The following is a 14,186-nucleotide window of genomic DNA, read 5'->3' as shown; positions in this document are numbered from 1 at the left end:
TCTCGGCGGTGATGCCCATGCCGTAGGCAATGCCGATGTGTTCGTTGTCGAAGATCGCCGGGTTCATGGCCACCTTGTGGCCCATCATCGGCACCATGCTCATGCTCTCGGTGCCCCCGGCGATCATCAGGTCCGCCTCGCCGAGGCGGATCGCGTCCGCGGCATAGGCCACGGCCTGCAGGCCGGACGAGCAGAAGCGGTTGATGGTGACGCCGGGCACGGTATGCGGCAGGCCGGCCAGCAGCACGCCGATGCGCGCCACGTTCATGCCTTGCTCGGCCTCGGGCATGGCGCAGCCGATCACGGCGTCGCCGATGCGCTGCGGGTCGATGCCGGGCGCCTGCGCCATCACGGCGCGGATCACGTGGGCGAGCATGTCGTCCGGGCGGGTGTTCCTGAACACGCCGCGCGGCGCCTTGCCGACCGGCGTGCGGGTGGCGGCGACGATGTAGGCGTCCTGGATTTGCTTGGTCATCTCGGTCTCCGATGCCCGTCGCGCGCTGCGCGGTTTGGGCGGGTGTGTCGTGGCTGTGCGGGAAACCCATCCCCACCCCGGCCCCCCCTTGAAGGGGAGGGAGCAGGGCGGGTGCGCGGTTAGTTGCGAAGCGGCTTGCCGGTCTTCATCGTGTGATCGATGCGCGCCTGGGTCTTTTCGGTCTTCGCCAGCTCCACGAAGTGCCTGCGCTCGAGCTTGAGCAGCCACGCCTCGTCGACCACCGAGCCACGCTCGATGCCGCCGCCGCACAGGGTGTCGGCGATGCGGCTGGCGATCGCCACGTCATGCTCGGAGGCGAAGTAGCCGGCCTGCAGGTTGACCAGCGAGGCCTTGAAGGTGGCCGTGCCGGTGTCGCCGGCGACCGGAATGGCGCGGGCGGGCAGGGGCGGGCGCCAGCCGCTTTCGGCCAGCGCGACGGCGACCGATTTGGCCACGTGCAGCAACTCGTAAGCGTTGAACACGACGATGTCGGAGTCACGCAGCAGGCCGAGCTGCTTCGCTTCCAGTGCGCTGCCGGAAACCTTGGCCATCGCCACGGTCTCGAACACCTTCTTCAGAGACTCGAATGGATCGGCCGGGTTGGCGTTGGCGGCGCGCACGGCCAGCTCCTTCAGGCCACCACCGGCCGGCAGCAGACCGACGCCGGCCTCGACCAGGCCGATGTAGCTTTCCAGCGCAGCGACGGTGCGGGCCGAGTGCATCTGGAACTCGCAGCCGCCGCCCAGGCACAGGCCGCGCACGGCGGCGACGACCGGCACCAGCGAGTGCTTGATGCGCATGCTGGTGCGCTGGAAGTTCTCGACCATCGCTTCGAAGGCGTCGAACTTGCCGTTCTTGAGCAGGCCGAGCGCGCCCTTCAGATCGGCACCGGCCGAGAACGGCTCGCCGGTCTGCCAGATCACCACCGCCTTGAGCTTCTCCTCCGCCACGCCGATGGCGTGCTGGATGCCGTCGAGCACCTGGTCGTTGACCGTGTTCATCTTGGTCTTGAACGAGAGGATGCCGACGCCGTCGTCGCCGAGCGTCCACAGGCGCACGCCGTCGTTCTCCCACACGGTGGTGCCCTGGTCGAACTTCTCGCCGAGGATCGCGTCCGGGAAGAGCTGGCGGGCGTAGACGGCATGCGTGGAGCGCGGCTTGTCGGTGTTCGACGCGGCCGAGTACGAGCCGGCCTTGCCGTGCACGCCGGTGCGGCCGTCGGTGACCCAGGCGGGCAACGGCGCGTCGCTCATCGCCTTGCCGGCCTGGATGTCTTCGGCGATCCAGCCGGCCACCTGCTGCCAGCCCGCGGCCTGCCAGGTTTCGAACGGGCCCAGCTTCCAGCCGTAGCCCCAGCGGATGGCGAAGTCGACGTCGCGCGCGGTGTCGGCGATGTCGGCCAGGTGGTAGGCGGTGTAGTGGAAGAGGTCGCGGAAGATCGCCCACAGGAACTGCGCCTGCGGGTCGGTTGAGGCGCGCAGCTTGGCGAACTTCTCGGCCGGGTCCTTGATCGCCAGGATCGCGGCGACTTCGTCCGAAGCCTTCTGTTCGGACGGCACGTAGTCCTGCTTGGAAGGATCGAGGACCATGATCTCCTTGCCGACTTTCTTGTAGAAGCCGGCGCCGGTCTTCTGGCCGAGTGCACCGGCATCGATCAGGCCCTGAAGCACGGCGGGCGTCTTGAAGTACTTGTGCCAGGGATCGTCGGCCAGGGTGTCGCCCATGGTCTTGATCACGTGCGCCATGGTGTCCAGGCCGACCACGTCGGCGGTGCGGTAGGTGGCGCTCTTGGGGCGGCCGATGGCGGGGCCGGTCAGTGCATCGACCGTGTCGAAGCCGAGCTTGAACTGCTCGGTGTGGTGCATGGTGGCAAGCATCGAGAACACGCCGATGCGGTTGCCGATGAAGTTCGGGGTGTCCTTGGCGATGACGACACCTTTGCCGACGGTGGTAGCGAGGAAGGCTTCGAGGCCTTCGACCACGCTGGCATCGGTCAACCGGGTCGGGATCAGCTCGACCAGGTGCATGTAGCGCGGCGGGTTGAAGAAGTGCACGCCGCAGAAGCGATGGCGCATCTCCTCGGGCAGCGCCTCGGCCAGCGTGTTGATCGACAGGCCCGAGGTATTGGACGCGATGACCGCGGTCTTCGACAGATGCGAGGCGATCTTCTTGTACAGGTCCAGCTTCCAGTCCATCCGCTCGGCGATCGCCTCGATGACGAGGTCGACTTCCTTCAGGTGATCGAGGTCTTCGTCGTAGTTGGCGGGGATGATCGCGGCCGCGAGGTTCTTGTCCGCCAGCGGGGCGGGCGAGAGCTTCTTGAGGTTCTCGATTGCCTTCAGCGCGATGCCGCTCTTGGGCCCCTCCTTGGCGGGCAGGTCGAACAGCACGGTCTCGACACCGGCGTTGGTCAGGTGCGCGGCGATCTGCGCGCCCATGACGCCGGCGCCCAGCACGGCGGCCTTGCGGATGCGTAGTGTTGCGGGCATTGGCTTCTCCAGGGGATGCGGACAGCGAAACGGAAAGAGGCTAGGCAGCCAGTCGTGGCTGGCCGGTGAGTCGGAAGGGGTCAGGGGTGGCTCAGGCCCGCGCTGGCGAAGCGGATCAGGTGCGCGATGGTCTGCTCGCGGTGGGCGGCCTCGCTGACACCGCCCTTGCGCTGGATCATGCCGAAACCGGACATGGCATGGGTCAGCGCGCCGGTGACCAGGTCGATGCGCCAGTACAGCTCCTCGCGGCTGAGCTGCGGCAACAGGCGGGCGAATTCGGCGGTGAACTGGCGCATGACGTGGCCGTAGTTCTCCGACATGAACTGGCGCAGGTGATCGTCGTGCTCGGCGAACGCGCGCGCGAGCACGCGCATGAACAGCGAGCCGCTGCCGTCGCCGGAGAGCGCCAGGGCCGGGCGGATGAACGCATCGAGCACGTCCTCGAGCGTGGTGTCCGGTTCCCCGGCGACCTTCGCCAGTGCGGCCAGTCGGTGCGCGTTCAGCGTGTCCAGGCGGCGCCGGAACACCTCCTCGACCAGCTTGTCCTTGGAGCCGAAGTGGTAGTTCACCGCGGCGAGATTGACGCCGGCGGCGGCCGTCAACTGGCGCAGCGAGGCGCCGTCGAAGCCGCGCTGGGCGAACAGCACCTCGGCGGCGGCGAGGATGCGTTCCTTGGTCGAGGCGGAACTGTTCACGCTGGGGCTCGCTCGCACGGGTGGGAATCAAACGATCGTTTGAGCATACGCGGGGGGCTTCCGGCGCGTCAAACGGCCGTTCGGCTCAGGCCGTGTCCGCTTGCGATCAGCTTAGAATCTGTCAAACTTTCGTGAGCTAAATCCGCATTTCGTGTCGGATTTGGTCCTACATTGATCGGCAAGCCAGCCGATAGCCCACTCAGATACCAGTTTTCCCGGAGCAGACACATGGCGCTGGAGCGCACCCTTTCCATCATCAAGCCCGATGCCGTCGCCAAGAACGTGGTCGGCCAGATCTACTCCCGTTTCGAGCAGGCCGGCCTGAAGGTCATCGCCGCGAAGATGAAGCAGCTCTCGCGCAAGGAGGCCGAAGGCTTCTACGCAGTGCACAAGGAGCGCCCGTTCTTCAACGCGCTGGTCGAGTTCATGATCTCCGGCCCGGTGATGATCCAGGTGCTGCAGGGCGAGAACGCGATCGCGAAGAACCGCGAGCTGATGGGCGCCACCAATCCGAAGGACGCCGCGCCGGGCACGATCCGCGCCGACTTCGCCGACTCGATCGACGCCAACGCGGTGCACGGCTCCGATGCCGCCGAGACCGCCAAGGTCGAGATCGCCTACTTCTTCGCGGAGACGGAAGTCTCCCCCAGGTAACTCGTGCGCTCATCCGTGAGCGCGAAGGTCAAAAAGCGGCCAGCCATGGCCGCACTCTCAAAATGAACCAGGTCACTTCCACTCCATCCGACCCGAAAGCCGCAAGCGACAAGGTCAACCTGCTCGACTTCGATCGCCAGGGCCTGCGTGATTTCTTCGCGCAGCTGGGCGAGAAGCCGTATCGCGCCGAGCAGGTGATGAAGTGGATCTACCATCGCCTGGAAGACGACTTCGGCAAGATGACCGACGTGGGCAAGGCGCTGCGCGCCAAGCTCGAAGCCTCGTGCTACGTCGGTCCCCCGAAGACGCTGTTCGACAAGGCCGCGGCCGACGGCACGCACAAGTGGCTGCTCGGCATGGACGGCGGCAACGCCGTCGAGGCGGTCTACATCCCCGAGCCGACCCGCGGCACGCTGTGTGTGTCCTCGCAGGTCGGTTGCGGCCTGAACTGCCAGTTCTGCTCGACCGCGACGCAGGGCTTCAACCGCAACCTCGCGACCTCCGAGGTGATCGGACAGGTGTGGGTGGCCGCCAAGCACCTGGGCAACGTCACGCACCAGAACCGGCGCATCACCAACGTGGTGATGATGGGCATGGGCGAGCCGCTGCTGAACTTCGACAACGTGGTCGCGGCGATGAGCCTGATGCGCGACGACCTGGGCTTCGGCCTGGCGTCCAAGCGCGTGACGCTCTCCACCGCCGGCCTGGTGCCGATGATCGACAAGCTGTCCGAGGCGATCGACGTGTCGCTGGCGGTCTCGCTGCACGCGGCCAACGACGAGCTGCGCACCGAGCTGGTGCCGCTCAACAAGCGCTATCCGATCGCCGAGCTGCTGGGGGCCTGCCAGCGCTGGATCGAACGACGCCCGCGTACCTCGATCACCTTCGAATACACCCTTATGAAGGGCGTGAACGACCAGCCCGAGCACGCGAAGCAGCTGATCAAGCTGATGCGCAAGCTGCCTACCGGCAGCGCCAAGGTGAACCTGATTCCGTTCAACCCCTTCCCGGGTACGCGCTTCGAGCGCTCGGATGCCGAGACGATCCGCGCCTTCCAGACCCAGCTGCTCAACGCGAACGTGCTCACCATGTTGCGTCGCACGCGCGGCGACGACATCGATGCCGCCTGCGGCCAGTTGAAGGGCCAGGTGCTGGACCGCACCCGCCGGCAGGCGGAGTTCCGCAAACGACTGGATCAGGGGCAGGGAGTCGCGCATGCGTCTTGAACGCTGGATGGGGGCAGCGCTCGCACTGGCACTGGCCGGTTGCGTCACCACGACGACCGACAACGGACTGGGCGCCGCACTGCCCCGGGGCAACGTGCATCAGGAGGCCGAGGATGCCGCGCGCATCCATACGCAACTCGGGCAGCGCTACCTGGCACAGGGTGACCTGCAGACGGCCATGGACAAGCTCACCAAGGCGTTGCAGTTCGACAAGGATTACGCGCCGGCGCACACGGTGATGGCCGTGCTCGACGAGCGCATCAACCGGCCTGAACTGGCCGAAGAGCATTACCGCCGCGCGGTCCAGCTCGAGCCCGACAAGGGCATGCCGAACAACAATCTGGGCACCTTCCTGTGCCGCATCGGCAAGGGCGCCGAGGCGATCCGGTTCTTCGACCGGGCGCTGAAGGATCCGTTCTACCGGACACCGGACGTGGCGCTGACCAACAAGGGCATCTGCCAGCTGCGCATGAAGGACCTGGCCGGTGCCGAGGGCAGCCTGCGCAAGGCGCTCGACGCCAATCCACAGGACGGCGACGCGCTGCTGCACCTGGCAAAGGTGCTCTACCTGAACAACGATGCCTTCCGCGCCAGGGCGTTCATCCAGCGCTTCGACGCGCTGGGCCAGCCTAGCGCCGACTCGCTCAAGCTCGGCCACGACATCGAAACCCGCCTGGGCAACACGGACGCTGCCCAAAACTACCGCAGGCGACTGCAAAGCCAGTTCCCGGATTCGGATCAGGCCCACGCCCTCGACGCACCCGCTAGCCCATGACCTTCCAGCAGTCCAATCCCGGCCATCGCGCGATTGATCTGTTCGCCGTCGCGGCGATCACGGATGGCCCGTCGAACGAACAGTCCCCCAGTTTCGGTAGCCGCCTGCGCGCCGCCCGTGAGGCACGCGGCCTGGACATCGATGCCTGCGCACACGCGCTCAAGCTCCCGGCGCGCGTGCTGCGCCAGCTCGAGGGCAACCAGCGCGAAGGCATCGACTACGCCGTCTACCTGGCCAGCTACATCACCAAGTACGCGCGCCACCTGGGCGTCGACGAGGACGCCATCCAGGCGGAGCTGGCGAGCCTCAGGCGCGCCGAGCCGACGCTGGTGGCCACCGGCGGCATGTCGCACTCGCGTTACCTGCTGGAGCGCTATGCCACGGCCGCGACCTACGTGGTGCTTACCGCGGTGATCGTGGTGCCGATGGTGTGGCTGGGCGTGCGCGGCACGCTCGATCGCGACCTCAGCCACCTGGCGCCGCTGGATGCCACCCCGGTCGCTGCCCAGCAGGCCGCGCCGGCCGGCAACAGCCCCCGGGTCGCCGCGACCACGTCCGCGAACAAGGCCGCAGCCCCGGCGTCGACGGAGGAGCAGCAGCCGCTGCTCGCTTCGATGGCGCCGTTTCCCGGCCTGGACGGCGGTAGCCTGACGTCCGCCAAGCCGGATCCGGCGACCACCGCCGCGGCCCCGGCCGCCGTTGCCCCGGGCGGGCACAGCGTCAGCGTCACACTCGGCGAGGCCAGCTGGGTCGAGGTCGTGGCCGCCGATGGCTCGCGCCTGCAATACGGCCTGCTTCCGGCCGGTAGCACCAGGACCTGGAACAGCACGCAGCCGCTGGACGTACGCATCGGCAACGCCGGCGCCGCCAAGGTCAGCGTCGACGGCCAGCCGCTGTCACTGGACGCCTACCGCCATGCCAACGTGGCCCACTTCCGCGTGCAGGACGGCAAGCCCGCGCCCGGCGACGCCTGATCGGTCCGGTCGTCGCGGAAGCGGCGCACGACCGCCATGCCGGCTGCGCAGAAGGTGCCGTTCGGGACGGCTGCGGATCTCGCCGGGAGGTGACCGAACTGCCCGCGGCCGCGGTGGTTCGGTTATGCTTGTCCATTGACCGCTGTTCACGCGCGGTCATGGCTTTTCCCAACTCACATTCAGCCCTGCGCCGGGTCGGCTCCAGCCGTCGCGGCGCGCGCTTTTGATGGACACCCGCATGGCATTCGACGCATACGACGATTACGAACAAGGCGAACGTGTACAGCAATGGCTGCGCCAGAACGGCCTGTCCATCGTGATCGGCATCGTCATCGGCCTGGTCGCGATCTTCGGCTGGCAGCAGTGGCGCAACCACCAGGCCACGCGCGAGATGGAGGCTTCCAACCTCTACCAGCAGCTTCAGACCGCGCTGGCCTCCGGCAACACGGGCGAAGCGGACAAGCTGGTCGATCGCCTCGAAAAGGAATACGCGAAGTCGGCCTATGCAGTCTTCGCCGCCAGCGACCAGGCCCAGCGCCTGGTCGAGGCCAGGCAGCTGGACAAGGCGCTGGCTTCGCTGCACTGGGCGAGCGAGCACGTCGGCGACAACGCCCTCAAGCCGCTGGTCGAGCTGCGTACGGCCAAGGTGCAGTTGGCCGCCGACAAGGCCAAGGACGCGCTGGGCACGCTCGACGCGGTCCACGCCAAGGGCTACGAGGCGCTGCGCCAGGAACTACGTGGCGATGCGCTGGTCAAGCTTGGTCGCGCGGACGACGCGCGCAAGGCCTACCGGGCGGCGCTGGCCGCGATGGGTGAGGACGCGCCGCAGCGCGCCGCCTTGCAACTCAAACTCGACGATCTGGCCGTGGCCGGGAAGCAGGGCGCATGAAGGTAATTGGCATGAAGCGGGCGGTAATGGTGGCGCTGGTCGGCCTGGTCGCGTTGGCGGGTTGCCACAACGCCAAGAAGGAAAACGTCGAGCCGCCGACGCCGCTGTCGAAGGACTTCAAGCCCACGGTGCAGGTCACCCGCCTGTGGCGCGAGTCCATCGGCGACGGGGCAAAGGACACCGGCGTGCGCCTGCGCCCGACGGTGGTCGATGGCGTGCTCTACGCTGATAGCGCGGACGGCAAGCTGGTCGCCCTCGATGCCGCCACCGGCAAGACGATCTGGTCCAAGAGCTCGCGCACCCATGGCTGGTTCGGCTGGGGCGACAAGAAGCGCAAGGACGCCTTCTACGCCGGTGGCCCGGCGGTCAGCGGCGACCTGCTCGCCGTCGGCACGCTCGACGGCCACGTCTACGGCGTCAACGCCAAGGACGGCAGCCCGCGCTGGGAAGCCACGCTCAAGTCCGAGGTGCTGGCCTCGCCCGTCGTTGTCGGCGACCTGGTCGTGGTGCGCACCGGCGACGGTCGCGTCTATGGCCTGGACGCCGCCAGTGGCGAGCGCCGCTGGGTCTACGACCAGAGCGAAGTGCCGCTGCTCAGCCTGCGCGGCAACGGTCCGCTGCTGGTCGCCAACGGCGTGGTGTTCTTCGGCAGCGACGGCGGCAAACTGGTCGCGTTGCGCCTGGATACCGGCGAGAAGCTGTGGGAGCAGAACCTGGCCAGTGGCGAGGGCCGCACCGAGATCGAGCGCCTGGACGATGCCGACGGCTCGATCCTGCTCGACGGGCGCACCCTCTATGGCGCCGCCTACCACGGCAACCTGGTGGCCATCGACGGCCCCAGCGGCCGGCCGATGTGGGCGCATGCGTTCTCCACCTACACCTCGCTCGCGCTCAAGGGCAACGCGCTCTACGCCGCCGACGAGGATTCGCGGGTGTGGGCGTTCGACAAGAGCGGCGGCGCCGAGATGTGGAAGAACGACAAGCTCAAGTACCGCTGGCTGACCGGCCCGGCGGTGCAGGGCGATTACGTGGTGGTCGGCGACATCGAGGGCTACGTGCACTGGCTGCAGACCGGCGACGGTGCCCTGGCCGCGCGCGAGCGGCTCTCCAGGCACGCCATCCGCGCCCAGCCGCTGGTGGTGGGTGATGTCGTGTACGTCGAGGACGTGGAGGGCCGCATCGGCGCCTACCGTCTCGGCGGTGCGCGCTGATCGCCGCCTCGCAAGGAAGATGCTGAATCATGCTGCCCGTCGTCGCCCTGGTCGGTCGCCCCAACGTCGGTAAATCGACCCTCTTCAATGCACTGACGCGCAGCCGCGACGCCCTGGTCGCCGACATGCCGGGCGTCACCCGCGATCGCCACTACGGCGTGTGCCATCTCGGCGCGCGCCCGTTCGTGGTGGTCGATACCGGCGGCCTGTCCGGGGTCGAGGAAGGGCTCGACGCGCTCACTGCGCAGCAGGTGCGCCTGGCGATCGACGAGGCCCAGGTGCTGGTGTTCGTGGTCGATGCGCGCGACGGCCTGCTGCCGCAGGACCAGGGCATCCTCGGCGAGCTGCGCCGCAGCGGCAAGCCGATCCTGCTGGGGGTCAACAAGACCGACGGCCTGGAAGTGCAGGACGCGCTGGCCGAGTTCGCCCGCTTCGGGATCGCCGCCGCGCTGCCGCTGTCCGCCGCGCACAACCGCGGCACCGAGGAGCTGATCGCCGCGGCCTTGCCGCTGCTGCCGCCGGACGAGGACGAATCCGCCGAACACGTCGAGGACGACAGCATCCGCGTCGCCATCGTCGGCCGTCCCAATGCCGGCAAGTCCACCCTGATCAACCGCCTGCTCGGCGAGAACCGGCTGATCGTGTCCGACGTCGCCGGTACCACCCGCGACCCCATCCGCGTGCCGCTGGAGCGCGACGGCAAGCGCTACACGCTGATCGACACCGCCGGTGTGCGCCGCAGGGCGCGCGTGGAAGAGGGCGTGGAGAAGTTCAGCGTCATCAAGACGCTGCAGTCGATGGCGGCCAGCCAGGTGGTCGTGCTGATGGTCGATGCGCGCGAAAACCTCGCCGACCAGGACCTCACCCTGATCGGCCATGCGGTCGAAGAGGGTCGCGCGCTGGTGATCGCCGTCAACAAGTGGGACGGCATGGACGCCTACCAGCGGGAGCAATGCCAGCGCACGCTCGAGCGCAAGCTGGTGTTCGTCGACTGGGCCAAGACCGTGTTCATTTCGGCGCTGCACGGCTCCGGCTTGCGCGAGCTGATGCGCGCCATCGTCCGCGCGCACGCCTCGGCGACGCTGGAACTGGGCTCGTCCGACCTCACCCGCACGCTGGAGAAAGCCTACGAGGCCTACCAGCCGCCGCTGGTCCGCGGCCACGCGCCCAAGCTGCGCTTCGCGCATCCGGGCGGCTCCAACCCGCCGACCATCGTGATCCACGGCAGCCGCACCAAGCACATCGCGCCGGCCTATCGCCGCTATCTGGAAAATTTCTTCCGCAAGCGCTACCGGATGGAAGGCACGCCGATCCGGATCGACTTCCGCGACGGCGACAATCCGTTCGCCGGGCGCCGGAACGTCCTGACCGAGAGCCAGCAGCGCAAGCGCCAGCGAATGATCCGCGAGATGAAGCGGCGCAAGAAGTAGCCGGTCGGCCCCGGCGCGGAGGTCTCCCCTCTCGGGGCGAGCCCGGGCCCTGCCGTTCAGCTGGTCCGCGGCCCGGCCGGATCGCCGGGCACCAACGCATATACCGCCGCGTCCCTGGCCTCGTCGCGCATCCACAACCGGTGCCGCGCGATCGCCTCGAACCGCGCGCCCGCCCGTTCCGCCGTCCGCCGGCTGGCATGGTTGTCGGGCAGCACCACGACCTCGATCCGGACCAGCCCCAACGTCTCGAAGCCGAAGCCGGCCGCGTGCCTCGCCGCCTGCCACGCGATGCCCTCGCCCTGCCGCGACTGGCGTACCCAGTAGCCCAGCGCGGCGCTGCGATGCAGGCGGTTGAGCTGGTTCAGTCCCACACTGCCGAGCAGGGCACCGTCGTGCCGCGCGAAGACGCCGAAGGCGAAATGCTCACCGTCCGCCCAGGCCGCCCGGCAATGCCCGATCCAGGCCTGCGCCGCGGCAAGGTCGTAGCCGGCATGGCACCAGGGCAGCCAGCAGCCCACGGATTCCAGCGACTCCTGCACCGCCGCGTGCAGCGCCGGCGCGTCCCCGGGCCGCCACGGGCGCAGGAGCAGGGGGCCTTCGGCAAGTTCCAGGTCGGCGGGCAGGGGCACGGTGGTTTCCGTCGATCGCATGATGGTCGTGGGGTTGGCTTCAGCAGACCGTGATTGTGCGGCAGCGGGCCCGGCGGCTGAAATCCACCCCGCGGGCACGCCTCCGTTTGTGCAGCCTTGGCGCCGACGGGATAATGACCGTCTTCGCAAAGCAGGCAGACCCATGACCGCACGCATCCTCGACGGCAAGCGCATCGCCCAGGAATTGCTCGATCGCGTGGGCAGGCGCGTGGCCGAGCGCAGGGCGCAGGGGCTGCCGGAGCCCGGACTTGCGGTCGTGCTGGTGGGCGACGATGCGGCCTCGTCGGTGTACGTGCGCAACAAGCGCAAGGCCTGCCACCAGGTCGGCTTCCGTTCCTTCGACTACGACCTGCCCTCCAGCACCACGCAGGAGGAATTGTTCGCGCTGATCGACCGGCTCAACGCGGATCCGGCCGTGCACGGCATCCTGGTGCAGTCGCCATTGCCGCCGCACATCGACGAGGACGCGCTGGTCGACCGCATCGATGCCGACAAGGACGTCGATGGCTTCCAGGCGGTGAACGTGGGCCGCCTGGCGCTGCGCCGTTTCGGGCTGCGGCCCTGCACGCCCAAGGGCGTGATGACGCTGCTCGGGCACACCGACCGCCCGGTGCGTGGCCAGCACGCGGTCGTCGTGGGGGTGTCCAACCACGTCGGGCGACCGCTGGCGCTGGAGTTGCTGATCGCCGGCTGCACCACGACCTGCTGCCATCGCTTCACGCGTGACCTGGCCTCGTTCGTGCGCCAGGCCGATATCGTCATCGTCGCGGTCGGCAAGCCTGGCCTGGTCAAAGGCGAATGGATCAAGCCGGGCGCCGTCGTGATCGACGTGGGTATCAACCGGCTGGACGACGGGCGACTGGTGGGCGACGTCGAGTTCGCTACCGCGGCCGACCGCGCGAGCTGGATCACGCCGGTGCCTGGCGGCGTGGGGCCGATGACGGTCGCGACGCTGATCGAGAACACGCTCGAGGCGGCCGAGGCGCGGGGGTGAAGCCGGGGCGGGAGACCGGTGGCGTGGGCGCCCGGATGGCGTCGGTGCGCCGGCGTACTGCCGGCATCCGCCTGTCGCGCTCCCCACGACCTTTTCTCGCCCGCCCCGCATCTCCTCGCGTATAATCCCATCTTTGCAGCGAGACCCACCCGCATGCGCATCCTCGCCGAGGCCCTGACCTACGACGACGTGTACCTCGTTCCGGCCCACTCGGCCGTCCTGCCGCGCGACGTCGACACCTCCACGCGCCTGACCCGCAACCTGCGCCTGAACATCCCGATCGTGTCCGCCGCGATGGACACCGTCACCGAGGCGCGGCTGGCCATCACCATGGCCCAGCAGGGCGGCATCGGCATCATCCACAAGAACATGACCGCCGCGCAGCAGGCGGCCGAAGTGCGCCTGGTGAAGAAGTTCGAGGCCGGGGTGATCCGCAGCCCGATCAGCGTCGGACCCAACACCTCCATCCGCGAGGTGCTGCAGCTGACCCGCGCGCACAACATCTCCGGCGTGCCGGTGGTCGACGGCGAGAAGCTGGTCGGCATCGTCACCAGCCGCGACCTGCGTTTCGAGCGCAAGCTGGAAGATCCGGTGCGCAACATCATGACGCGCCAGGACAAGCTGGTCACCGTGCGCGAAGGCGCCAGCCAGGACGAGGTGCTGCAGCTGCTGCACAAGTTCCGCATCGAGAAGGTGCTGGTGGTCAACGACGACTTCCAGCTGCGCGGCCTGATCACCGTGAAGGACATCCAGAAGGCTCGCGACAACCCCAACGCGGCCAAGGATTCGCACGAGCGCCTGCTGGTCGGCGCCGCGGTCGGCGTGGGTGGCGATACGGAACAGCGGGTCGAGGCCCTGGTCGACGCCGGCGTGGACGTGCTGGTGGTCGACACCGCGCATGGCCATTCGCAGGGCGTGATCGAGCGCGCCGGCTGGGTCAAGCAGCGCTACCCGCAGGTGCAGGTGATCGCCGGCAACATCGTCACCGGCGAGGCGGCACGCGCGCTGCTCGATGCCGGCGTGGATGCGGTCAAGGTCGGCGTGGGCCCGGGCTCGATCTGCACCACCCGCGTGGTCGCCGGCGTCGGCGTGCCGCAGATCACTGCCATCGACATGGTCGCCACCGCGCTCAAGGACGAGATCCCGCTGATCGCCGATGGCGGCATCCGCTACTCGGGCGACATTCCCAAGGCGCTGGCCGCCGGCGCGTCGACGGTGATGCTCGGCTCGATGTTCGCCGGCACCGAGGAATCGCCCGGCGAGGTCGAACTGTTCCAGGGCCGCTCCTACAAGAGCTACCGCGGCATGGGCTCGCTCGGCGCGATGGCGCTGGGCTCCAAGGACCGCTACTTCCAGGACGAGGCCGACGCCGACAAGCTGGTGCCCGAGGGCATCGAGGGCCGCGTGCCGTACCGCGGTCCGCTGCGCAACATCATCCACCAGCTGATCGGCGGCCTGCGTGCCTCGATGGGCTACCTCGGCGCCGCCACGGTCGAGGACGTGCGCCAGAAGGCGCAGTTCGTGAAGGTGACCTCCGCCGGCGTGACCGAGGCGCACCCGCACGACATCCAGATCACCAAGGAAGCGCCGAACTACCGGCTGAACTCGTGACACACGGGGCCCAATGCGGGCCCCGATTTCTTATGGCGCCATTCCCGCGGCAGCAGACCTGTCGCATCCATCGATCCCCGCTCCCGGGGAATGACGCCGGTCCGTTTCTGGAC

Annotated in this window: 13 protein-coding genes; 9 read left to right on the top strand and 4 right to left on the bottom strand. The window is 68.4% G+C overall.

What is annotated here, in order from left to right; genetic code table 11:
* From VFH59_RS02775 to VFH59_RS02765, 3 genes are all read right to left on the bottom strand, one after another.
* The coding region (locus VFH59_RS02775) for a beta-ketoacyl synthase N-terminal-like domain-containing protein (RefSeq protein WP_325163364.1) at window positions 1–475 on the bottom strand (475 nt) is incomplete at its 3' end.
* A gap of 119 nt (window positions 476–594) precedes the next feature.
* Window positions 595–2,964: a 3-hydroxyacyl-CoA dehydrogenase/enoyl-CoA hydratase family protein gene (locus VFH59_RS02770; RefSeq protein ID WP_325163363.1), complete on the bottom strand. Its 2,370-nt coding sequence runs from the start codon at window positions 2,962–2,964 to the stop codon at window positions 595–597.
* An 80-nt stretch (window positions 2,965–3,044) separates the two neighbouring features.
* Window positions 3,045–3,659, bottom strand: a complete 615-nt coding sequence (locus tag VFH59_RS02765; protein WP_325163361.1) for a TetR/AcrR family transcriptional regulator — start codon at window positions 3,657–3,659, stop codon at window positions 3,045–3,047.
* Between the two features lie 228 nt (window positions 3,660–3,887).
* On the opposite strand from VFH59_RS02765, the gene ndk reads away from it, so the two are divergent.
* The 7 genes from ndk (at window position 3,888) to der (ending at window position 10,818) form a co-directional block, all read left to right on the top strand.
* Entirely contained in the window at window positions 3,888–4,313 is a 426-nt protein-coding gene (gene ndk / locus VFH59_RS02760) for a nucleoside-diphosphate kinase (RefSeq protein WP_209618137.1), read from the top strand.
* Window positions 4,314–4,375: 62 nt separating this feature from the next.
* Window positions 4,376–5,539, top strand: coding sequence for a 23S rRNA (adenine(2503)-C(2))-methyltransferase RlmN (gene rlmN / locus VFH59_RS02755; protein WP_325163360.1), 1,164 nt, complete (start codon window positions 4,376–4,378; stop codon window positions 5,537–5,539).
* A complete protein-coding gene (gene pilW / locus VFH59_RS02750) occupies window positions 5,529–6,314 on the top strand; it encodes a type IV pilus biogenesis/stability protein PilW (RefSeq protein ID WP_325163359.1) in 786 nt (261 codons plus the stop codon). The genes rlmN and pilW overlap by 11 nt, the downstream gene beginning before the upstream one ends.
* Window positions 6,311–7,288: a helix-turn-helix domain-containing protein gene (locus tag VFH59_RS02745; protein ID WP_325163358.1), complete on the top strand. Its 978-nt coding sequence runs from the start codon at window positions 6,311–6,313 to the stop codon at window positions 7,286–7,288. The genes pilW and VFH59_RS02745 overlap by 4 nt, the downstream gene beginning before the upstream one ends.
* Window positions 7,289–7,526: 238 nt before the next feature.
* On the top strand, window positions 7,527–8,177 hold the full coding sequence (locus VFH59_RS02740; RefSeq protein WP_325163357.1) for a tetratricopeptide repeat protein: 651 nt from the start codon (window positions 7,527–7,529) through the stop codon (window positions 8,175–8,177).
* Entirely contained in the window at window positions 8,174–9,388 is a 1,215-nt protein-coding gene (gene bamB / locus VFH59_RS02735) for an outer membrane protein assembly factor BamB (protein WP_325163356.1), read from the top strand. Before VFH59_RS02740 ends, bamB begins: the two co-directional genes overlap by 4 nt.
* 29 nt (window positions 9,389–9,417) lie before the next feature.
* Window positions 9,418–10,818, top strand: coding sequence for a ribosome biogenesis GTPase Der (gene der / locus VFH59_RS02730; protein WP_325163355.1), 1,401 nt, complete (start codon window positions 9,418–9,420; stop codon window positions 10,816–10,818).
* Between the two features lie 56 nt (window positions 10,819–10,874).
* Here der and VFH59_RS02725 read toward each other — a convergent pair whose 3' ends face one another.
* Window positions 10,875–11,447 carry a GNAT family N-acetyltransferase gene (locus VFH59_RS02725; RefSeq protein ID WP_325163354.1) on the bottom strand — a complete coding sequence of 191 codons (573 nt, stop codon included), beginning with the start codon at window positions 11,445–11,447 and terminating at the stop codon, window positions 10,875–10,877.
* 163 nt (window positions 11,448–11,610) lie between these two features.
* On the opposite strand from VFH59_RS02725, the gene folD reads away from it, so the two are divergent.
* Both folD and guaB read left to right on the top strand, forming a co-directional pair.
* On the top strand, window positions 11,611–12,462 hold the full coding sequence (gene folD / locus VFH59_RS02720; RefSeq protein ID WP_325163353.1) for a bifunctional methylenetetrahydrofolate dehydrogenase/methenyltetrahydrofolate cyclohydrolase FolD: 852 nt from the start codon (window positions 11,611–11,613) through the stop codon (window positions 12,460–12,462).
* A gap of 153 nt (window positions 12,463–12,615) precedes the next feature.
* The gene (gene guaB / locus VFH59_RS02715; RefSeq protein ID WP_325163352.1) at window positions 12,616–14,073 is read left to right on the top strand and encodes an IMP dehydrogenase; all 1,458 of its coding nucleotides are present in this window, start codon (window positions 12,616–12,618) and stop codon (window positions 14,071–14,073) included.
* Window positions 14,074–14,186 lie beyond the last annotated feature (113 nt).

This window comes from Frateuria sp. (genome assembly GCF_035695185.1).
Lineage (GTDB): Bacteria > Pseudomonadota > Gammaproteobacteria > Xanthomonadales > Rhodanobacteraceae > Frateuria_A.
This window is presented reverse-complemented; position numbering and strand designations above follow the sequence as displayed.

Excerpts from the sequence above, each read along its gene's own strand:
- pilW (WP_325163359.1), top strand. The coding sequence starts at position 5,529 with ATGCGTCTTGAACGCTGGATGGGGGCAGCGCTCGCACTGGCACTGGCC.
- guaB (WP_325163352.1), top strand. The coding sequence starts at position 12,616 with ATGCGCATCCTCGCCGAGGCCCTGACCTACGACGACGTGTACCTCGTT.
- VFH59_RS02745 (WP_325163358.1), top strand. The coding sequence starts at position 6,311 with ATGACCTTCCAGCAGTCCAATCCCGGCCATCGCGCGATTGATCTGTTC.
- VFH59_RS02740 (WP_325163357.1), top strand. The coding sequence starts at position 7,527 with ATGGCATTCGACGCATACGACGATTACGAACAAGGCGAACGTGTACAG.
- der (WP_325163355.1), top strand. The coding sequence starts at position 9,418 with ATGCTGCCCGTCGTCGCCCTGGTCGGTCGCCCCAACGTCGGTAAATCG.
- VFH59_RS02770 (WP_325163363.1), bottom strand. The coding sequence starts at position 2,964 with ATGCCCGCAACACTACGCATCCGCAAGGCCGCCGTGCTGGGCGCCGGC.
- bamB (WP_325163356.1), top strand. The coding sequence starts at position 8,174 with ATGAAGGTAATTGGCATGAAGCGGGCGGTAATGGTGGCGCTGGTCGGC.
- folD (WP_325163353.1), top strand. The coding sequence starts at position 11,611 with ATGACCGCACGCATCCTCGACGGCAAGCGCATCGCCCAGGAATTGCTC.
- rlmN (WP_325163360.1), top strand. The coding sequence starts at position 4,376 with ATGAACCAGGTCACTTCCACTCCATCCGACCCGAAAGCCGCAAGCGAC.
- ndk (WP_209618137.1), top strand. The coding sequence starts at position 3,888 with ATGGCGCTGGAGCGCACCCTTTCCATCATCAAGCCCGATGCCGTCGCC.